Origin of the sequence: Sphingomonas sp. TZW2008, from assembly GCF_002117915.1 — a bacterium.
Lineage (GTDB): Bacteria > Pseudomonadota > Alphaproteobacteria > Sphingomonadales > Sphingomonadaceae > Sphingomonas.
In genome coordinates this window covers 369,531-388,320 of the sequence record NZ_BDJB01000003.1, presented here as the reverse complement: position 1 = coordinate 388,320, position 18,790 = coordinate 369,531, and the positions used below count along the sequence as shown (strand labels likewise).

The following is an 18,790-nucleotide window of genomic DNA, read 5'->3' as shown; positions in this document are numbered from 1 at the left end:
GCGGCGTCAGTAGGGCTCGACCGATACGCTAGGGCGCGGCGTGACGATCACGCCGCGCTCGGCCATCTCCTTGGCGAAGTCGTGCCGCGCATCGGCGACCTCGCGGCGGTATTCCGCCCAGGCGTCGATCCGGTCCCCGGGGTCGTTCGCCCGCGCCAGATCCTTGCGCAGCTCGCGTCGCGCTTCGCTGAGGTCGGTCTTGTAATCGAGATAATGTGAATTGCTGTCGTCGTAGACGCCGCCCGGAAAACGCTTGGGTCCACCGGCGAGTGCGGGGGTTGCCGCGGTGGCGAGCGTGCCGGCCAGCGCCAGCATGGTCAGGGTCTTCATACGCCTCACTCCTTTGGGTCGTTTCGGCATGGCGGAAGGAACGGCGCGCGGGCGCGGCGGGTTCCGTTTGGCGTACCGACGAGCGCTGAATGAGAGACCGCGATGAGGTTGCCACATCCCGAACCCGACGCGGCGGGACCGGGGCAGGAGAGCGTGTGGCGCTATCCGCGGCCGGCGGCTGCAGAGCGGGTGGCGAACCACCTCAAGGTCGTTTTCGACGGTCGCACGCTCGCTGAGACGCGCGCTGGCGTGCGCACGATCGAGACAAGCCATCCGCCGACCTTCTACTTCCCGCCTGGCGACGTCGATCAGGCGATGCTCGAGGCGGTGGCGGGCGGCAGCTTCTGCGAGTGGAAGGGCAACGCGCGCTACTATGACGTCGTGTCGGGCGGGCGACGCGCGGCGCGCGCGGCCTGGGCCTATCCCGCGCCGACGGCGTCGTTCGCGATCATCCGCGACCATATCGCCTTTTACCCGGCGCTGATGGACGCGTGCTTCGTCGACGACGAGCAGGCAGTGTCGCAGCCGGGGCGCTTCTATGGCGGCTGGATCACGTCGCGCGTGGCAGGGCCGTTCAAGGGCCCTCCGGGAACCGAATTCTGGTGATCGCCGGAAAAGAGAAGGGCCGCGGCACCGGGGTGCTGCGGCCCTTCTCTTTTGGAGCGTGGGCAGCGGCTTCGCCGCTGCCGGACGTCAGACCAGTCCGGCTGACGCCGGCTGGCTAGCCGCTTCCGATTTCGTGTCGGGCGCAGCTTCCGCTGCGCCCGTCCGAAATCAGAAGTCCATGCCGCCCATGCCGCCGCCGGGCATTGCCGGCATCGCGGGCTTGTCTTCCGGCAGCTCGGAGACGGTCGCCTCGGTGGTGATGAGGAGACCCGCCACCGATGCGGCGTTCTGCAGCGCGGTGCGCACGACCTTGGTCGGGTCGATCACGCCGGCCGACACGAGGTTCTCGTACACGTCGGTCGAAGCGTTGAAGCCGAACGACGTGTCGTCCTGATCGAGCAGCTTGCCCGAGACGACCGCGCCGTCGTGACCAGCGTTCTGTGCGATCTGACGCACCAGCGCCGTCAGCGACTTGCGGACGATGTCGATGCCGCGCGTCTGGTCCTCGTTCGCGCCGGTCAGGCCCTGCAACGACTTGGTCGCGTACAGCAGCGCCGTGCCGCCACCCGGGACGATGCCCTCTTCAACCGCGGCGCGGGTCGCGTGCAGCGCGTCGTCGACGCGATCCTTGCGCTCCTTCACTTCGACCTCGGTCGCACCACCGACCTTGATCACCGCGACGCCGCCGGCGAGCTTGGCGAGACGCTCCTGCAGCTTCTCACGGTCATAGTCCGAGGTCGTCACCTCGATCTGCTGACGGATTGCCTCGGTGCGGCCCTTGATCGCATCGGCTTCACCCGCACCGTCGACGATGGTGGTGTTGTCCTTGTCGATCGACACGCGCTTGGCGGTGCCGAGCATGCCCAGCGTGACGCTCTCGAGCTTGATGCCGAGATCCTCGCTGATGACTTCGCCCTTGGTAAGGATCGCGATGTCCTCGAGCATCGCCTTGCGACGATCGCCGAAGCCCGGTGCCTTGACCGCTGCGACCTTCAGGCCGCCGCGCAGCTTGTTGACGACGAGCGTGGCGAGCGCCTCGCCCTCGATGTCCTCGGCGATGATGAGGAGCGGACGACCCGACTGAACGACGGCTTCCAGAATCGGGAGCATCGCCTGCAGGTTCGACAGCTTCTTCTCGTGAATCAGGATGTACGGATCGTTGAGCTCGACCGCCATCTTCTCCGGATTGGTGATGAAGTACGGCGACAGATAGCCGCGGTCGAACTGCATACCCTCGACGACGTCGAGCTCGAACTCGAGACCCTTCGCCTCTTCGACGGTGATCACGCCTTCCTTGCCGACCTTCTCCATCGCTTCCGCGATCTTCTCGCCGACTTCCTTGTCGCCGTTGGCCGAGATGATGCCGACCTGGGCGATCTCGCTCGAACCAGCGACCGGCTTCGAACGGGCCTTCACGTCCTCGACGACCTTGGTCACGGCGATGTCGATGCCGCGCTTCAGATCCATCGGGTTCATGCCGGCGGCGACCGACTTCATGCCCTCGCGCACGATCGCCTGGGCGAGAACGGTCGCGGTGGTGGTGCCGTCACCGGCGATGTCGTTGGTCTTCGAGGCCACTTCGCGCACCATCTGCGCGCCCATGTTCTCGAACTTGTCCTTGAGCTCGATTTCCTTGGCGACGGTGACGCCGTCCTTGGTGATGCGCGGTGCGCCGAAGCTCTTGTCGATCACGACGTTGCGACCCTTCGGGCCGAGCGTCACCTTCACCGCGTCGGCGAGGATGTCGACACCCTTGAGGATGCGCTCGCGTGCGTCGCGGCCGAATTTCACGTCCTTGGCTGCCATGTGGCTACCCTTTCAACTGAACGAATGATGGAAAAAGAAAGAAGGAAATGATGCGTTCGCTCAGCCGACGATGCCGAGGATGTCGCTTTCCTTCATGATCAGCAGGTCCTCGCCGTTCACCTTCACCTCGGTGCCCGACCACTTGCCGAACAGGATACGGTCACCGGCCTTGACGTCGAGCGGGGTGACCTTGCCGTCCTCGGCCTTGGCGCCTGCACCGGCGGCGACGACCTCGCCCTCCTGCGGCTTCTCCTTGGCGGTGTCGGGGATGATGATCCCGCCGGCGGTCTTTTCCTCGGCCTCGACGCGGCGCACGAGCACGCGGTCGTGCAGCGGACGAAAGTTCATGGCTGTACCCTCTTTTGAGCGGTGTATGACAATTTCTTGGCACTCAGCGATACCGAGTGCCAGCAGCCGCCATATGTGGGTGCCCCCCGGCACCGTCAACGGGTACCACCGACAAAAATCGGAACTATTCGTCAGGCCGTGCGTGGCAGCAGGCCGAGGCGATCGCGCACGTGCCAGCGCCACAGCAGCAGGATCGATACGGCGAGCAGGCCGACGGCGAGCCCGATCCATACGCCGACGCCGCCCCAGCCGAACCGAAAACCTAGCAGGATCGACGTGCCGAAGCCGATCACCCAATAGCCGAACAGCGCGATCAGCATCGGCGCGCGCGTATCCTGCACGCCGCGCAGCACGCCGGCGGTGACGACCTGCGCGCCGTCGAGCAGCTGGAAGATCGCGGCAATGAGGAGGAATTGCAGCGCGAGGGCGATCACCGGCGCGTTAACTGGATCGGCAAGATCGAGATAGGCGCCGACGAACGGCAGCGGCGCGATCCAGATCGCGGCGGCGGTGAGCACCATCGCGCCGATGCCGAGCGCGACCGCGACGTTGCCCGCGCGCCCGACCCATGCCGGATCGCGCGCGCCATACGCCATACCGACGCGGATCGTCGCCGCCTGACCAATGCCGAGCGGGATCTGGAAGGCGATTGCAGCGATGTTGAGCGCGACGGCGTGCGCGGCGACCTCCGCCACGCCGATCAGCCCCATAAGGACGGCGGCGCCACCGAACAGCGCGCCCTCGAACGTCAGCGTCAGCGCGATCGGCACGCCGAGGCGGACGATCTGTGCCATGCGCGGCCATTCGGTCTGCCACCAGCGGCCGAACAGGCGGTAGCGCCGCAGCCGGCGATCGCGCACGAGGATCACGGCATAGGCGATCGTCATCACCAAAGTGGTGACGAGGCTGGCGAGCGCGGATCCTTCGAGCCCCATGCGGGGAAAGCCGGCGTTGCCGAACACGAAGCACCAGTTGGCGACGATGCCGACACCGAGCGCGATCGCAGTGACGACCATCGCCCAGCCCGGTCGGCCGAGCGCCGCGGCAGTGGTACGCATCACCCCGCACAGGACGCTGGGCACGAGGGCAAACAGCAGGATGTCGAGAAAGGCGTCGGCGCGATCGGCGACCGCCGGATCCTGCCCGGCGGCGAGTAGAATCGTCTCGCCGAACGCCATCGCGACGGCGAGCGGCGTCGCGACAAGGACGCCGAGCCACATCGCCATGCGGAACGAGCGGCGGACCTGGCGCACGGCATGGCGTCGCGCGCCGAGTTCCGCGGCGATCAGCGGAGCGCAGGCACCGGTGAGCCCAATGAGGCCCCACATCACCAGCGAGTAGATGAAGAGGCCGAGCGTCGAGGCGGCGAGTTCGAGCGCCCCGAGCCGTGCAACGAACACAACGTCGACCGCGTAAACCGCCATCTGAAGCAAGTTCGCCGCCACCAGCGGGCCCGCGAGCCGGCCGAGCGCGACCAGTTCCGCGCGATTGCTCGCGGGGCGATGCTCGGTCAGCGTGCGAGGGGCGACGGCGGCGTCCATGTCGAGCGGCGCTCTAGAAGCTAAGCGGGGCGCGTGAAAGTGGTGTGGACGGGTTCAGGGGTGCGACGTCCCGTGCTGCGCACGCGACGAAAGCAATGTTTTCTTACGAAGCCGGAACAAACGTGCAGCATCTGTCGTTCGGGGCTGCTGAAAGTACTAGTAATGGGAGGTTCTGATGGCTGATTATCGCACAACGGACGATCGAGTGGTGGTGAAGCGCGGCGGCGCGGGTCGCACGATCGCGATTCTGCTCGGCATCGTCGCGCTGGTCGCCGTCGTCCTCTTCGCGACCGGCTTCTGGTCCGCCGACGTTAAGGAAGGCGCGCTGCCGGACGTTGATATCAGCGCCAAGGGCGGCGCGCTCCCCAAGGTCGACGTCGACAGCAAGGAAGTCGTCGTCGGCACCAAGAAGACCGAGGTCGAGGTGCCGACCGTCGGCGTCAAGGACAACGGCGAGAAGTAAGCGCCCCGCGCCTGCTTTGCCGAATGAAGCGCCGGTCCCCAATGGGGGCCGGCGTTGTCGTTTGTGCGGCACCCGCGCGAAAGCTGCGGCGGCCGTATTGCTCACGCCATACACTGTCGGCTAGATCGGCGGCGGACTTCCCGGGAAAAATAAGATGAAGCTGGTTCGCGGCGCGTGGAGATTGCTGGTCGGCATCAAGGACGCGCTGGTGCTCGTCGCGATGCTGCTGTTCTTTGCCGCGCTGTTCGCGGCGCTCAACAGCCGCCCGACGCCGGCCGCGATCAAGGACGGCGCGCTGGTGCTCGACCTCGACGGGCCGATCGTCGAGCAGCCCGAGGAGGTGCCGCCGCTGGCGTTCGTCAGCGGGCAGGAAGTCGGCCGGCAATATCGGCTGCGTGACGTGGTGCGTGCGATCGACAAGGCGCGCGGCGACGATCGGGTGAAGGCGATCGTGCTGGATCTCGACCGTTTCGGCGGCGCCTATCCCGCGCTGCTCGGCGAAGTCGCGGACGCGCTGTTGCGCGCGCGGCAGGCGGGCAAGCCGGTGCTCGCCTATGCCACCGCCTACACCGACGGCGGCTATCGCCTGGCGGCGGCAGCGAGCGAGATCTGGATGGACCCGATGGGCGGCACGCTGTTCGCGGGCCCAGGCGGCAACCGGCTGTACTACAAGGGGCTGATCGATCGGCTGGGCGTCAACACGCACGTCTATCGCGTCGGCAAGTTCAAGTCGGCGGTCGAGCCCTATACCCGCGCCGACGAGAGCCCGGAATCGCGCGAGGCGTCGACCGCGCTGTACGGCAATTTGTTCGAGCAGTGGAAGGAGGCGGTCGCCCGCGCGCGCCCGAAGGCGCAGCTCGCCGGCTGGCTGACCGCGCCCGAGCAGGTGGTGCGCGCCACCGGCGGCGACATGGGGCAGGCGAACCTGCGCAGTGGGATCGTCGACAAGCTGGGTGACCGGGTGGCATTCGGCCGGCGCGTCGCGCAATTGGCAGGCAGCGAGAGCGGCAAGCCCGCGGGATCGTTCCGCGAGATCAAGCTCGCGTCGTACGTCGATGCCAATCCCGTCCCAACCGATGGCGCGATCGGCGTGGTGACGGTGGCGGGCGAGATCGTCGACGGCAAGGCCGATCCAGGCACCGCGGGCGGCGATACGATCGCCAAGTTCATCTACGACGGGCTGGCGCAGAAGCAGCTGAAAGCGCTGGTCGTCCGCGTCGATTCGCCGGGCGGATCGGTGCTCGCGTCCGAGCGCATTCGGCTCGCGATCATGGAGGCGAAGCGGCGCGGGCTGCCGATCGTCGTCTCGATGGGCGGGCTCGCCGCGTCCGGCGGTTACTGGGTGTCGACACCCGCTGACGTGATCTTCGCCGAGCCGAGCACGATCACCGGATCGATCGGCATCTTCGGCATCATCCCGACGTTCGAGAATACGCTGGCGAAGATCGGCGTGACGTCCGACGGGGTGAAGCTGACCCCGCTCGCCGGGCAACCCGACGTGATCGGCGGCACCAATGCACAGACCGACGCGGTGATCCAGGCGTCGATTGAGCACGGCTATCGCCAGTTCCTGACCCGCGTATCGCAATCGCGCCGGCTGCCGATCGCACGCGTCGACGAGATCGGGCAGGGGCGCGTGTGGGCGGGCGGCACAGCGCGGCAGATCGGGCTGGTCGACCGGTTCGGCACGCTCGACGATGCGGTGGCGGAGGCGGCGCGGCGCGCGAAGCTCGATCCCGCTGGCGCCAAGGCGGTGTATCTGGAGAAGAAGCCGGGCTGGGCGGCGCAGCTCGCGCGGCAGATCAGCGCCCGCGAGGACGACGAGGACGACGAGGACGCCGGCGCGCCGACCGATGCGCTGGCGCGGATGGCCTGGGAGCAGCGCCAGACGCTGGCGCGCGCGCTAGGCGACGTGCGGCGGCTGGTGACGGGCGGTGGCATCCAGGCGCGGTGCCTCGAGTGCGGCGGACTGGGGCCGACGCGGGCGAGCGGCGGCGATACGAGGATGTTCGACGCGCTGCTGGTGCGGCTGGGGCTGTGACGATCGCGGCGCTGCTGCTGCTGGCACAGGCCGGCGCGCCGGGCATATCGCCGGCGCCGGTAGCGGTGATGCATCCGGCGTCGCCGCGGACGCTGACGGGGCGCTTCACCTGTGCGGCGGCGGTGTACGAGGTGCAGGTGACGGCGGCGCCGCTGGCCGGGACGGGCGTGGTGCTCGACCGGCTGGCGAGCGGTGGCCGATCGGTGGAGGCGGGCGCGCTCGCCGAAGCGCGGCGCATGACGGCGCGGCTTGCCGACGTCCAGTCGCTCGACGTGCGCTGCCGCGACGACGGCACAGGCGAGCTGAGCATCTACGGCACACAGGGAACCGCTGGCGCGCCGCCGCGTCGCGCGCGGCTGCGCGGTACGATCCGAGGTGACGCGATCAGCGGCCTCGTCGTGGCGGTGGCGCGCTGACCGCGCGTCGCGCCGACGTCGCGATCCGGGCGGCGCGGCCGTCCGACGCGGCGGCGATCGCGGCGATCTACGCGCCACACGTGCTGACCGGGACGGTGTCATTCGAGACCGAGGCGCCCGATGCCGACGCGATCGTGGCGCGCATGGCGGCGGCCGGCGACGTTTATCCCTGGCTGGTGCCGGCGGACGGCGAGACGGTGCTCGGCTACGCCTATGCCGGCCGGTTCCGCGAGCGGGCGGCATATCGCTTCGCAGTAGAGACGACGATCTATCTTGCCGATGCCGTGCAGCGGCGCGGGATCGGGCGGCGGCTGTACGGGGCGCTGCTAGAGGATTTGCGCGGGCGCGGGTTCACGCAGGCGATCGGCGTGATCGCGCTGCCCAACGACGCGTCGGTGGCGCTGCACGAGGCGCTGGGCTTCCGCGCTGCGGGGCGGTTCGCCGCGGTCGGTTGCAAGTTCGGGCGGTGGGTGGATGTCGGCTATTGGCAATGCGCGCTGGCCGATCGCGACGGTGCGCCGTATTAGCCGCCGGGCGACCCGGCCGCACGATCGCGGTAGGCGGGAAGATGGATTTGCCAGCGGATCGCGGCGGCGCGCAAGCCGAAGCCGGCGGCGGCGGCGATCGCGGCAGCAATCGCACCGGGCAGGCCGGCGAGCGACAGGACGATGAACAGCGCCGAGGCGAGCGCGGCGGCGGTGACGTAGAGTTCGGGCCGCATCAGGATCGACGGCTCGCCCGCGAGCACATCGCGGATAATGCCGCCGACGCAGGCGGTGACGACGCCCATGACGAAGGCAGGGATCGGCGGGACGCCGTAGCCCAGCGCCTTGGCCGCGCCGTAGACGGCGTAAGCGGCGAGGCCGACCGCGTCGAACCAGTCGAGCGCCGCGCCGCGCCACCAGCGCTGCGGCGTGATCCAGATGACGACGGCCACCGAGAGGCAAACGGTCGCCGCGCGGGCATCGACGATCCAGAAGACGGGCGCGCCGATCAGGAGATCGCGCAGCGTGCCGCCGCCGACGCCGGTGACGAGCGCGAAGAAGGCGAGCGTGACCATCGTCTGCCCGCGCCGCGCCGCGGCGAGCGCGCCCGATGCGGCGAACACCGCGAGGCCGGCGAGATCGAACCACGGCGCAAAGGCGGGAAGGAGCGTTTCGGGCGGCACCGGCGGCCTTTAGTCGGCGGTGGGCGCGGCGGAAAGCCGGAGGAACGACAGGCGGGAAGGATCAGTCGGCCAGCGTGATCCACGTCGGGGCGTGATCGCTAGTCTTCTCCCACCCGCGTACGGCGCGATCGACGCCTGCGTCGGCGAGGCGCGGCGCGAGCGCGGGGCTTAGCAGCAGGTGGTCGATCCGCAGCCCGGCGTCGCGGGTGTAGGCGTTCCGGAAATAATCCCAAAAGGTGTAGATCGTTTCGTCGGGATGAAGGTGGCGCAGCGCGTCGGTCCAGCCCTGATCGAGCAAGCGCGCGTAGCGGTCGCGCACCTCCGGCGCGAACAGCGCGTCGTCGAGCCAGCGTTCGGGTTTGTAGACATCCCGCGCCGTCGGCATGACGTTGAAGTCGCCGGCGAGCAGCACCGGTGCGCCGGTGTCGAGCAGCGTTCGCGCGTGATCGATCAGCCGATCGAACCAGGCGAGCTTATTGTCGAACTTCGGACCGGGACGCGGATTGCCGTTGGGTAGGTACAGGCCGGCGACGATGATGCCGTTGACCGCGGCCTCGATGTACCGGCTCTGCGCCGGATCGGGATCACCCGGCAGCCCGCGCCGAGTCTCGTGAATCGAGCCGACCCGCGACAGGATCGCGACGCCGTTCCAACTCTTCTGCCCGTGCCAGATCGCGTCATAGCCGAGCGCCTGAAGTGCCGCGGCGGGAAAGCGCGCGTCGGGTGCCTTCAGCTCCTGCAGACACACGATGTCCGGCGTCGTCTGCTCGAGCCAGCGCAGCAGGACAGGCAGCCGGCCGTTGACGCCGTTGACGTTGTAGGTCGCGATCCGCACGGCGGCTGATTAGCCGATCCTGCCCGCCCCGTCTCGTTCAGCCGTCTTCAGCCGGTCCTCTTCAGTTGCTCGGCGGCGGCATCGAGCTTCGCGCGGTCGTTGCCGATATTGTGGATGAGATCGCGCGCCGCGTCCGCACTTATGCCGTGCTTACGTGCAAAATACTCGACCTCATAACTCTCGCCTGCCGCGACGCGCGCGCGATCTGCCGCGCCCTGCTTGGTCTTATCGTCCGCCATCACTCTCTCCTTCGCTGCGGCAGGAATCCGCGATTCTCCGCTTCGGTTCCGCCGACGCAATTATCCCCAGCTTGTAAGTGGCTGGCGGACTTGAACTTTCCGTTCGCCTTTCCATATCGCGATCACTGTTCAACAACTGAAAGGAGGTGGTCGAATGTCTCATTGTCTCACGCCGCTGAAGGCGGGTTCGGTGGAAGCGACCTCCCTCGGGAAGTTCGCCCACCGATAAGGACGCCAGCCTTCGGTGGCTGACAATGGAAGGGCCGTTCCCCGCTGAGGCGGGGGGCGGCCCTTCGTCTTTTGTGCGGGGCGTGCGACGTACCAATCTGGAGCAGGACGACGCGCGGGAACATCGCCGGGAAACAGTCGTCTGACGATCATGGAAGACGAAATCGTCCATCTCGGACTGCTCGACGACGACGCGATCCTGATTGATGCCGAGGCACTGCGGATCGCGAAGCTCGACCACCCCGACGTATCGCTTGCCCCCTACGCCGATCTGCTGAGCGAACTCACCGAACGGCTGGTCGAAGTGGGCGGCGGGGCAGAAACGGCGGCGGAGCGCGCCGCGGTGCTGGCGCAAGTGATCGCGGAGGAGCACGATTTCGTCGGCGACTTCGAGACGTACGACGATCCCGACAATGCCGATCTGATCCGCGTGATCGACCGGCGCCGCGGGCTGCCGGTGAGCCTCGCCATCCTGTACGTCGCCGCGGCGCGACGGATGAGCTGGGAGGCGGACGCGCTCAACACGCCGGGGCACGTGCTGGTGCGGATCGGATCGGCGACGGAGCCGGTGCTGATCGACCCCTTCGCCGCGGGGCGGGTGACGGGCGCGCCGCAGCTTGCCCGCCTGTTGCAGCGCGCGCTTGGACCCGACGCGATGGTGACGGGCGAGCATCTGATGCCGATGACCAACCGCACGATCTTGGTGCGGCTGCTGATGAACCAGGCGACGCGCGCCGAGGCGGCGGGGCAGGCCGACCGCACGCTGACGCTGTTCCGACGCATCACGACGATCGCGCCAGCGCACGCGCACGGCTGGTGGGAATGCGCGCGGCTCGAACTGCTGCATGGCGACGTCGCGGGCGCGCGATCGAGCCTGAGCGCGATGCTGGAGATGACGCGCGAGCCGAGCCTGCGCGCGCATATCTTCGCCGCGCTCGACGCGCTGTCGCACCGTACCTGACGCGGATGACGCGCCGCTAGCGGTCCTGCCCGCCATCGACGGGGATCACCGCGCCGGTGACGAAGCTGGCGGCGGGGCTGAGCAGGAAGGCAGCAACGCGGCCGATCTCGTCCGGGGTGCCGAAGCGCTGCAGCGGTACCTCGCGCTTGATCCAGCGCCACCAGCTCTGCGCGCGCGCGCCGGTCGATCGCTCCTCCCAGTCGCCGCCGGGAAAGATGATGTTGCCCGGCGCGATCGTGTTGACGCGCACCCCTGTCGGCCCTGCGATGACCGCGAGTTCGCGCGACAGGTGGTTCATCGCTGCCTTCGCGGTGCCGTAGGTGAGCGGCGTGCCCTTGGCGGCGAGGCCGGCGATCGAGCTGATCAGCAGCACCGATCCGGCGCCCCGCGCCGTCATGCCGCGCAGCGCGGCGCGGGCGAGGAAGAAGGCCGAATCGAGGTTCTGCGCGAAGCCGCCGCGCCATGTGGCGTCGTCGACCTCGAAGCCGGGCGGGCAGGGATGCAGGCCGACGTTGGCGACCGCGCCCCACAGCGGGCCGAACGCGGCTTCGGCGTCCGCCAGCGCTTCCTCGACGGTGGCGGACGCGGTCATGTCACCGGCGAAGCTGCGGATCGCGTCGGCACCGAAGCGGTTGGCGAGATCGGCATGGGTGGCGGCGAGCGCGTCGGCACCGCGCGCGGTGATTGCGACGCGCGCCCCTTCGCCGAGCAGCGCCTCGACGATGCCGCGCCCGATGCCGCGGCTGCTACCGGCGACGAGGATCGCCTTGCCGGCAAGGTTCAGGTCCATGCGTCTCTCCCGTATCTTTTGCGCAGTTTCGGCGCGGCTTGTGCGCAAGTCCAGCGCGCGTGAACCAAAGGTCAGCACTTACGCGCTACGCGCGGCGGGATGAGCAGGCAGGATGGAATGGCGGACGGGCGTGCGGCGATCGTCACGCTGTCGGTCGACGATGCGACGCTGGCCGCGTGGGACGTGCTGGCGCGTGACGCGGGGGCGGCGAACCCGTTCTACGCCCCCGCCGGCGTCGCGGCGGGGCAGCTGCTGCCGGAGAGCGGGCGGGTGCGGTTGCTGCTCGTGTGGGAGGGCGCGCGGCTGATCGGCGCGCTGCCGCTACGGACCAAGACGGCGCGCGGCATCGCGCTGTTCGTCGAGAATTGGGACCAGCGGCTGCGCGCACTTGGCGAGCCGCTAGTGCTACCGGGGCACGAAACCGCGTTCTGGCAGGCCGCGCTGCCGGCGCTGGCGCGCGCGCCAGGGCAGTGGCTGCGACTGTCCGCGATCGATCGCGACAGCGCGTCGACGCGGGCGCTGTTGGCGGTGCTCGGCGCGCGCGGGCGGCCGTTCTACGAGACGCGCCGCTACGCCCGCGCTGTGCTGCACGCCGGGCTGTCGAGCGCCGAGCACGCCGCGCAGCACGTGCGCGGCAAGGTGCTGAAGGAGCATCGCCGGCTGCGCGCGCGACTCGCCGACCGCGGCGCGCTGCGCTTCGAGCGGCTGGCGGCGGGGGAGGACGTTGGGCCGTGGATCGACGCACTGTTCGCGCTCGAGCAGACCGGGTGGAAGGGGCGCGAGGGGGTGGCGGCCGCGGCCGATCCGGCGACCGAGGCGTGTTTCCGCGCGATGATCGCCGCGGCGCACGCGGCGGGTGAGCTGGACTTCCATCGCATGACAGTGGGCGGGCAGCCGATCGCGATGCTCGCGAACCTCGAGCGCGGCGACGAGGCGTTCCAGCTCAAGATCGCCTATGACGAGGAATGGGCGAGCTTCTCGCCCGGGGTGCTGATCGAGATGGAGTATCTTGCGTATGCGCTCGACGTACGCCGTCTTTCACGCGTCGACAGTTGCGCGCGCGCGGGCCATCCGATGATCGACCGCATCTGGCCGGATCGGCGCACGATCGTGTCGCTGATCGTGCCGCACCCGACGCTCCGCTCGCGGCTGCTGTGTCGCGGGCAGGCGATGTGGCGCGCGCGGCGGCAACGTGCGCTTAACCCCGATGTGGGAGAGACGGCAGCATGACGACGCACGCCTGCTTCACCGCCGATGGCCTCGACCGCTTCGCCGCCGCCTATCCCGGTGCGTCGGCGCCGGTGCGGCACCAGCTGCACGATCACCCGCTGTTCCAGCGCGAGGCGCTGGCGGCGCTCGCCGAGCGGCTGCCGGCAAGCCATGTCGAGCACAACCTCGGCAATCTGAAGGTCGACCAGCGTCCCGACGCGATCGCGCAGGCGGCGATGTCACCCGGCGAGATCGTGCGGACGATCGCCGACAACGGCTGCTGGATGGTGCTGAAGAAGGTCGACGTCGATCCCGCCTATGCCGCGCTGATCGACGCCTGCCTCGCCGAGATCGCCCCGATCACGGCGGCGGCGACGGGCGAATACCGACGGCGCGAGGCGTTCATTTTCCTCTCGGCGCCCAATTCGGTGACGCCGTTCCACATGGATCCTGAGCACAACATCCTGCTGCAGATCGCCGGGCGCAAGACGATGCGCGTCTATCCCGCGGGCGACCTGTCGATCGTGCCGCAGACGGTGCACGAGGCGTTCCACCGTGGCGGCGCGCACCGCAACATGCGGCACGACCCGGCGTTCGACGCCAAGGCGACCGACTATCCCATGGGCGCGGGCGAGGCGGTGTACGTCCCCGTCAAAGCACCGCACTGGGTGCAGAACGGCGCCGAGCCGTCGATCTCGTTCAGCATCACTTGGCGATCGCGGATGAGCGACGGCGAGGCGCGGCTGCACCGTGTCAATCAGCGGATGCGCGGGATCGGCATCGCGCCGGGCATACCTGGCAGTGCGCCGGCGCTCGACGCGGCGAAGGTGGCGGGTCATCGGCTGTACAAGAGCGCGGTCGGCGCGGCGAAACGCGTGATCGGCAAGGAGCACGACCGCTCCGCCTATTAAGCGGCAGGCGTCGTTTCTGGAAAGAACAAGGAGAGCTGGCGGCGCGCGTTGACCGCGAGGTCGAAATCGCGTGCGACATGCGCGCGGCCACGCCGCGCCATCGCCAGCGCGGCGGCGGGATCGGCGTGGACGCGTAGCAACGCGGCGGCGAGCGCGGCGGCGTCGCCCGGCGGTACGAGCAGCCCGGTATCGCCGTCGCGGATCAGTTCGGGGATGCCCGAGATCGCGGTGGTGATCGCCGGGCGCTGATAGGCGAGCGCCTCGATCATCACGTTGGGAATGCCTTCCTGCCGGCCGTTGGGGCCGATCACGCTGGGCGCGACGCACACGCTGGCGGTGGCATAGGCCTCCGCCACCGCCTCGAACGGCTGCATGCCGGCGAACCGAACGCGATCTCCCAGGCCGAGCGCGGCGGCGCGGGCGCGCAGCGCGTCCGCGTCCGGCCCGTGGCCGATCAGCGTGCAGCGCCAGTCGCCGAGGCGGTTTCCCGCGACGACGAGGGCGTCAAGCAGATGGCTGACGCCTTTCTTGGGCTCGAGCGCGCCGACGTAGAGGATGTGGAACGGCGTGGTCGACGGCGGCGTCTCGACCGGACTGATCCGCGCGACGTCCACCGACGAGTGGATGACGTGAATGTCGCGCGTCCCCATGGCCGGCACCGTCCGCTGCAGAAAGGCGCGGCCGAAATCGCTGACGGTGCGCACGGCCTGCGCCTCGCCGAGCTTATCGCCAAGCAGCGCCTGCGTGCGGAACAGATCGTGCGCGCGGCAGCTGACCGAATAGGGTGCGCCGCCCGCGCGGTGCCCGAGCCACGCCGCCGTTGCCGGGTGGCCGGCGAATTCGGCGTGGACGTGAGTCGCGCCCCAGGCACGCGCGTCGTCGGCAATGGCGAGCGCCTTGGGAACGAGCGCGAGCGACTTGGCGGCGATCTTTGGGTGCGCGCGATAGGCCCACAGCATCCTGGCAATGCCGCCGATCACTGCGCGCGGACGGCGGGCGAGTGCGCGCAGCAGCGCGGCGGGCTGCCAGAAACCGAGATCGACCGCGCGCGCGGCGAGCGGCCGGGCAAAGCCGTGCAGCGTCTGCTTCGCGCGGTACGGCGCGACATGGTACAGGCGCAGCTCGACGCCGGCGTCCAAAAAGGTGACCAGATCGCGGTAAATGAACGTCTCGGTCGACTTGGGAAATTCGGTGACGATCACCGCGAGCTTCAGGGGGGCGGGGTTCACGGAATACGCTCCTGCGCACGCGCCAGCCGGCCGCACTGGATGGCGATCGCCACCAACAGCCAGAGGTAGCGCAAATCCTTATGCGGCATGAAGAAGCACGCGACCATCAGCCCGGCGAGCGCGACGCCAACCGCCATGCCGATACGTGCGAGCGGCGGCGACGCCGACTGCGCTGCCCGCCACGCCGAGAGCAACGCGTAGCCGAGCGCGGCGGCGAACAAGAGAAACCCGACGATGCCATATTCGGTCGCCGCATCGAGATAGGTATTGTGCAACTCGCGCGGGTAGACCTCGCGCCCCGGCATCCAGCGATAGGCGTCGGTCACGTAGTAGAGCGGGAAATTGCCCGGGCCGACGCCCCAGATCGGCGACTGGCCAATGAGGTCCGCACCGATGCGCAGATAGGTGATGCGGCGATAGAGCGTTGGATCGAGGCCGAAGTCGCCGATTGCGGTGAAGCGCGCAATGAGCGTCGGCGGCAGGAAGGGAAGCGCGCCGATCGCGGCGACGATCCCGGCGAGGACGAGCAGCGGGAAATAGGGCTTGTGGCGGAACGACAGGCCGATGAGGCCGAGCCCCGCGGCATAGCCGATGATCGCCGAGCGCGCCGAGGCGAGCACGAGCGCGAAGGTGCCAAGCGCCATCACGCCGGCGAGCACGACGCGCCATAGCCGCTTGCCCGAGAACAGCCAGCCGCTGGCGAGCAGCAGCGAGACGAGCAGCATCTGTGCCGCGGTGGTGGGGTTCTGATCCGAGCCGCCAGCCGAGCGCGCGACGCCTTCGAACCCAGCGGTGGTGGCGGCGATCGAGGTGGAAACGATACGCGTGCCGGTGCGCCATTCGGCGACGACGATCGCGGCGGAGACCGCGCCCGCGGCGATGATCGCCCATAGCAGCCAGCGCAGCCGCGCGGGCGTATTGACGATCACCAGGACGCAGAAGGCGGGAAGCAGCGCGATGGCGAGCTTCTGCAGATAATCGAGCCCGGCGTCGGCGTGGCGCGACATCGTCCAGCTAAACACCGCCCAGCAGAACATCGCCGCGATCAGACGCGCGCCCGTGTGGTTGCCGCCGGATGCCGATGCGGCAGGCGTGGGGGAGAGCAGCAGCAGCGCGGTGCTGCCGAGCAGTGCGGCGAGGATCAGCTCGGTCGTCCCGATCGGCAGGCCGGCCGAGATGCGGTTCGCCACCGCGTCGAGCTGCGTCAGGACGGCGTAGGCGAGCAGCGGTACCATCGCCACCGCGCGCATTGTCGCGGCGGTGGCTGGGGGTACCGCGAGCGGCGCCTCAGCGATCGAGCGCGACGACATGAGCGGGGTGCGGCGCGCGGAGGCCGAGCGACCGACGCCAGTCCTGCGGATCGCCAGGCCGAGTCGCGAGCACCAGATGCGCGTCCGCCGGCATGCGTGCGAGCGTATCGGCGACCGTGCTATCGCCGAGCCGACCGAGGTAGACGAAAGGCTTGCCGGCGCGATTCCAGCGGCTGCCCGGCTGCCGCCCGTCGACCACGGCGAGTGCGACGTCGTCGCGGCCGAGCGCGGCGTGGAGGAATTGCGCGAGCTGGCGGGCGTCTTCCTCGTGCCCGATCGATCCGACGAACAGGCCGCGATCGTCGGGGGCGAGCTGCTCGAACATCCATACGCCAAGGCGCGGGTGGAGGCGCGCGATCTCGTCCGCCGCGTAAGCCGTACCATTGGCCGGGCGCGGCAGCGTGCCGGGGAAGCGGCGGTCGGTGATCGGCGCGTCGACGGGCTGGGCCTCGTCAACCGCCGGAGCGGTGGTGGCGACCGCCGTGACTGGTTCTGCCGCGATCGGCTCAGGCACGGGCGTGACTGGCGCTTCGGTGGCAGGGGTCCTTTCGCCCGGTGCGGTCGCAGGCTCAACCTCTGGCTCGGCGGGCACGTCGGGTGCTGCGGATTCCGGCTGTGCGGGCGGATACCGTGCGTCTATCTCGGCCGAGGCTGGCTGCTCCGTCGCGTCAGACGGATTGACGAGCGCGGGTTCGGGCTCGTCGATCGGATCGATCGGTACAACGGGGGCAGCCTCGGGACGCGCGGCGACGGTGATCGGCCAGGTGACGTCATCGTCGTGGTACGGCGCGACGTCGCGGGCGAGCGCGGCGTTGCCGGCGAGTGCGAGCTCCTCGTAGCGGAGCGCGACGTTGCCTGCCTCGCGCGGTCGGCGCAGCGCCGGCGTCTCGACGATCGGGCGCGGAGCTTCGCGACGGATCGTGTGAACGGCGGCGAGCGGACGGGGTTCGGCAGGCGGATCGAGTGGAGCGGCGTCGGCCGGTTGCGGCTCGTTCGAAGCCGTTGGTGACGTATCGACGGGTGGTGCGACGTCGGGTCGCGGCGTGTCGACGGGCCGCGGCGCTTCCGCGTCGGTAGCCGCCTGGTCGTGCCCGTCGCGCGTTTCTTCCCCTGCGCGCTCCTTGGGCTTGGCGGGGCCAAGCAGGAGCAGCGCGCAGGCGGCGAGCGCGCAGCCCCCGATGAAGCCAAGTACCGTGTTGAAGAAAACCTTCGGGCTCGACCGGGTGAGCGGCGGCGTGGCGCGCTCGATCAGCTGGATGCGCGGCGCGTTGGCGAGGTTCTCGGTCTGGCTGAAGCTGACGCGTTCGGTGAGCGCGGTGACCTCCTGCTGGAGCAGCGCGGCGCGATCGTCGAGCGCCTTGACGCGATCCTCGCTGCCGCCGAGCCCGGCAATCTGGCGATCGATCTGGCCGATCCGCGCGGCGCGGATCGCGACGCTGCGTTCGAGCCCGGCAGCGCGCGGCGCCTCGATCGCCAGCGTCTGATCGACGGTGTTCTGCGCGCCGGTGAGCTTGCCGCTCGACTGGCTGCGCAGCGCGGCGACCTGGCTCTTCGCCGAATCGAGCGCGGCGCGATCGGTGGTGAGCTGCGCCTGTTCGGTGAGGCGCGCCTCGAGCAGCGCGGTCTTCTGCCGATCGAGGTCGACGACGCCGATCGAGGATTTCAGCCCGCGGCTCTGGCGCAGCACGGCGGCGAGCTCGGCGCGCTTCGCCGCGAGCCGTTCCTCGAGCGTGCCGGCGATCTCGCGCCCGGTGCTGCGCGAGGCGACTTCGGCGCGTGCGATGATCGCGTCGGCGAGTGCGTTGGCGAACCAAGCGGCGGACTTGGCGTCTTCCCACTCGACCGCGAGGCGCAGGAGATAGGTGCCCTCGACGGTTTCGATCTTGGTGTTCTCGGTCAGCTCCTCGATCATTTCGTCGCGCAACGGGACGACGGGTGCCTCGCCGTAATTGAGGATGGCGAGGATGCGGCCGGGCGAGAAGCCGGGCGCCCCGGTGTTCGCGGCGAGCCAGGCGCGCGGGCTGATGCCCTGCGCCGCCGCGGCCTCGGCGATGTAGCGATCGACGATCGGCGCAACGACAGGGCGCGTGTGCGCGTATTCGGCATAGGTGCCGAGCAGCACGCTGCCGCCGTCGAACGTCGATCCGCGCACGAAGCGGCTGGCGTAGCCGAGCTCTTCCGCGGTGGGCACGATGTTGAGCCGTGCCGCCGCCTCGAACTTCGGCTTGGTCGCGAGATAGAAGACGCTGACCGCCCAGGCGCCGATCGCGCCAAGCGCGATGAGCGTGAGGACGAGGCGCCAGCGCGACAGGACGATGCGCAGATAGACGAGGCCGATGGCCATCAGCGATGCTCCCCG

Annotated in this window: 19 protein-coding genes; 8 read left to right on the top strand and 11 right to left on the bottom strand. The window is 69.4% G+C overall.

Annotated elements, in window-relative coordinates:
- Nucleotides 1-6 precede the first annotated feature (6 nt).
- Nucleotides 7-330 carry a hypothetical protein gene (locus B7L05_RS03545; RefSeq protein WP_085808820.1) on the bottom strand — a complete coding sequence of 108 codons (324 nt, stop codon included), beginning with the start codon at nt 328-330 and terminating at the stop codon, nt 7-9.
- Between the two features lie 102 nt (nt 331-432).
- On the opposite strand from B7L05_RS03545, the gene B7L05_RS03540 reads away from it, so the two are divergent.
- Nucleotides 433-936, top strand: a complete 504-nt coding sequence (locus B7L05_RS03540; RefSeq protein WP_085808819.1) for a DUF427 domain-containing protein — start codon at nt 433-435, stop codon at nt 934-936.
- Nucleotides 937-1,104: 168 nt separating this feature from the next.
- On the opposite strand, the gene groL is transcribed toward B7L05_RS03540, so the two are convergent.
- The 3 genes from groL to B7L05_RS03525 form a co-directional block, all read right to left on the bottom strand.
- The gene (gene groL / locus B7L05_RS03535; RefSeq protein WP_085808818.1) at nt 1,105-2,742 is read right to left on the bottom strand and encodes a chaperonin GroEL; all 1,638 of its coding nucleotides are present in this window, start codon (nt 2,740-2,742) and stop codon (nt 1,105-1,107) included.
- Nucleotides 2,743-2,802: 60 nt separating this feature from the next.
- Nucleotides 2,803-3,090, bottom strand: coding sequence for a co-chaperone GroES (gene groES, locus B7L05_RS03530; protein WP_085808817.1), 288 nt, complete (start codon nt 3,088-3,090; stop codon nt 2,803-2,805).
- 131 nt (nt 3,091-3,221) lie between these two features.
- Nucleotides 3,222-4,631 (bottom strand): MATE family efflux transporter, encoded by a 1,410-nt coding sequence (locus B7L05_RS03525; RefSeq protein ID WP_179187107.1) that lies wholly within the window; start codon nt 4,629-4,631, stop codon nt 3,222-3,224.
- A 175-nt stretch (nt 4,632-4,806) separates the two neighbouring features.
- Between B7L05_RS03525 and B7L05_RS03520 the strand changes: the two genes are divergently transcribed.
- The 4 genes from B7L05_RS03520 to B7L05_RS03505 all read left to right on the top strand — a co-directional run bounded on the left by B7L05_RS03520 (nt 4,807) and on the right by B7L05_RS03505 (nt 8,078).
- Nucleotides 4,807-5,094: a hypothetical protein gene (locus tag B7L05_RS03520; protein ID WP_085808816.1), complete on the top strand. Its 288-nt coding sequence runs from the start codon at nt 4,807-4,809 to the stop codon at nt 5,092-5,094.
- 154 nt (nt 5,095-5,248) lie between these two features.
- Nucleotides 5,249-7,135 carry a signal peptide peptidase SppA gene (sppA, locus tag B7L05_RS03515; protein ID WP_085808815.1) on the top strand — a complete coding sequence of 629 codons (1,887 nt, stop codon included), beginning with the start codon at nt 5,249-5,251 and terminating at the stop codon, nt 7,133-7,135.
- Nucleotides 7,132-7,551 carry a hypothetical protein gene (locus B7L05_RS03510; RefSeq protein WP_085808814.1) on the top strand — a complete coding sequence of 140 codons (420 nt, stop codon included), beginning with the start codon at nt 7,132-7,134 and terminating at the stop codon, nt 7,549-7,551. Before sppA ends, B7L05_RS03510 begins: the two co-directional genes overlap by 4 nt.
- Nucleotides 7,548-8,078, top strand: coding sequence for an arsinothricin resistance N-acetyltransferase ArsN1 family B (locus B7L05_RS03505; RefSeq protein ID WP_085808813.1), 531 nt, complete (start codon nt 7,548-7,550; stop codon nt 8,076-8,078). The genes B7L05_RS03510 and B7L05_RS03505 overlap by 4 nt, the downstream gene beginning before the upstream one ends.
- Here the strand turns inward: B7L05_RS03505 and B7L05_RS03500 are convergent.
- The 3 genes from B7L05_RS03500 to B7L05_RS03490 form a co-directional block, all read right to left on the bottom strand.
- A complete protein-coding gene (locus B7L05_RS03500; RefSeq protein WP_085808812.1) occupies nt 8,075-8,719 on the bottom strand; it encodes a trimeric intracellular cation channel family protein in 645 nt (214 codons plus the stop codon). The two genes, B7L05_RS03505 and B7L05_RS03500, sit on opposite strands and share 4 nt — an antisense overlap.
- Nucleotides 8,720-8,780: 61 nt before the next feature.
- A complete protein-coding gene (gene xth, locus B7L05_RS03495; protein WP_085808811.1) occupies nt 8,781-9,554 on the bottom strand; it encodes an exodeoxyribonuclease III in 774 nt (257 codons plus the stop codon).
- Nucleotides 9,555-9,601: 47 nt separating this feature from the next.
- Nucleotides 9,602-9,793: a DUF3606 domain-containing protein gene (locus tag B7L05_RS03490; RefSeq protein WP_085808810.1), complete on the bottom strand. Its 192-nt coding sequence runs from the start codon at nt 9,791-9,793 to the stop codon at nt 9,602-9,604.
- Between the two features lie 379 nt (nt 9,794-10,172).
- Between B7L05_RS03490 and B7L05_RS03485 the strand changes: the two genes are divergently transcribed.
- Nucleotides 10,173-10,982: a SirB1 family protein gene (locus B7L05_RS03485; protein WP_085808809.1), complete on the top strand. Its 810-nt coding sequence runs from the start codon at nt 10,173-10,175 to the stop codon at nt 10,980-10,982.
- Between the two features lie 16 nt (nt 10,983-10,998).
- Here B7L05_RS03485 and B7L05_RS03480 read toward each other — a convergent pair whose 3' ends face one another.
- Complete coding sequence (locus tag B7L05_RS03480) at nt 10,999-11,772, bottom strand: SDR family NAD(P)-dependent oxidoreductase (protein WP_085808808.1); 774 nt, start codon at nt 11,770-11,772, stop codon at nt 10,999-11,001.
- A gap of 99 nt (nt 11,773-11,871) precedes the next feature.
- Here B7L05_RS03480 and B7L05_RS03475 point away from each other — a divergent pair, with 99 nt between their 5' ends.
- Both B7L05_RS03475 and B7L05_RS03470 read left to right on the top strand, forming a co-directional pair.
- Nucleotides 11,872-13,002, top strand: a complete 1,131-nt coding sequence (locus tag B7L05_RS03475) for a GNAT family N-acetyltransferase (RefSeq protein ID WP_085808807.1) — start codon at nt 11,872-11,874, stop codon at nt 13,000-13,002.
- Nucleotides 12,999-13,892, top strand: a complete 894-nt coding sequence (locus B7L05_RS03470) for a cupin-like domain-containing protein (protein ID WP_085808806.1) — start codon at nt 12,999-13,001, stop codon at nt 13,890-13,892. The genes B7L05_RS03475 and B7L05_RS03470 overlap by 4 nt, the downstream gene beginning before the upstream one ends.
- Here B7L05_RS03470 and B7L05_RS03465 read toward each other — a convergent pair.
- The 3 genes from B7L05_RS03465 to B7L05_RS16830 are packed head-to-tail and all read right to left on the bottom strand — an operon-like array spanning nt 13,889 to nt 18,775.
- Nucleotides 13,889-15,121, bottom strand: coding sequence for a glycosyltransferase family 4 protein (locus B7L05_RS03465; protein WP_218775983.1), 1,233 nt, complete (start codon nt 15,119-15,121; stop codon nt 13,889-13,891). The genes B7L05_RS03470 and B7L05_RS03465 overlap by 4 nt on opposite strands.
- The gene (locus B7L05_RS03460) at nt 15,118-16,431 is read right to left on the bottom strand and encodes an O-antigen ligase (RefSeq protein WP_144037106.1); all 1,314 of its coding nucleotides are present in this window, start codon (nt 16,429-16,431) and stop codon (nt 15,118-15,120) included. The genes B7L05_RS03465 and B7L05_RS03460 overlap by 4 nt, the downstream gene beginning before the upstream one ends.
- Nucleotides 16,409-18,775, bottom strand: coding sequence for a hypothetical protein (locus B7L05_RS16830; protein ID WP_144037105.1), 2,367 nt, complete (start codon nt 18,773-18,775; stop codon nt 16,409-16,411). The genes B7L05_RS03460 and B7L05_RS16830 overlap by 23 nt, the downstream gene beginning before the upstream one ends.
- Nucleotides 18,776-18,790: the final 15 nt, after the last annotated feature.

Bases quoted from the DNA above. Each gene is read 5' to 3' on its own strand.
- B7L05_RS03545 (WP_085808820.1), bottom strand. From the start codon at position 330: ATGAAGACCCTGACCATGCTGGCGCTGGCCGGCACGCTCGCCACCGCG.
- B7L05_RS03540 (WP_085808819.1), top strand. From the start codon at position 433: ATGAGGTTGCCACATCCCGAACCCGACGCGGCGGGACCGGGGCAGGAG.
- groL (WP_085808818.1), bottom strand. From the start codon at position 2,742: ATGGCAGCCAAGGACGTGAAATTCGGCCGCGACGCACGCGAGCGCATC.
- groES (WP_085808817.1), bottom strand. From the start codon at position 3,090: ATGAACTTTCGTCCGCTGCACGACCGCGTGCTCGTGCGCCGCGTCGAG.
- B7L05_RS03525 (WP_179187107.1), bottom strand. From the start codon at position 4,631: ATGGACGCCGCCGTCGCCCCTCGCACGCTGACCGAGCATCGCCCCGCG.
- B7L05_RS03520 (WP_085808816.1), top strand. From the start codon at position 4,807: ATGGCTGATTATCGCACAACGGACGATCGAGTGGTGGTGAAGCGCGGC.
- sppA (WP_085808815.1), top strand. From the start codon at position 5,249: ATGAAGCTGGTTCGCGGCGCGTGGAGATTGCTGGTCGGCATCAAGGAC.
- B7L05_RS03490 (WP_085808810.1), bottom strand. From the start codon at position 9,793: ATGGCGGACGATAAGACCAAGCAGGGCGCGGCAGATCGCGCGCGCGTC.
- B7L05_RS03485 (WP_085808809.1), top strand. From the start codon at position 10,173: ATGGAAGACGAAATCGTCCATCTCGGACTGCTCGACGACGACGCGATC.
- B7L05_RS03480 (WP_085808808.1), bottom strand. From the start codon at position 11,772: ATGGACCTGAACCTTGCCGGCAAGGCGATCCTCGTCGCCGGTAGCAGC.
- B7L05_RS03475 (WP_085808807.1), top strand. From the start codon at position 11,872: ATGAGCAGGCAGGATGGAATGGCGGACGGGCGTGCGGCGATCGTCACG.
- B7L05_RS03470 (WP_085808806.1), top strand. From the start codon at position 12,999: ATGACGACGCACGCCTGCTTCACCGCCGATGGCCTCGACCGCTTCGCC.
- B7L05_RS03460 (WP_144037106.1), bottom strand. From the start codon at position 16,431: ATGTCGTCGCGCTCGATCGCTGAGGCGCCGCTCGCGGTACCCCCAGCC.
- B7L05_RS16830 (WP_144037105.1), bottom strand. From the start codon at position 18,775: ATGGCCATCGGCCTCGTCTATCTGCGCATCGTCCTGTCGCGCTGGCGC.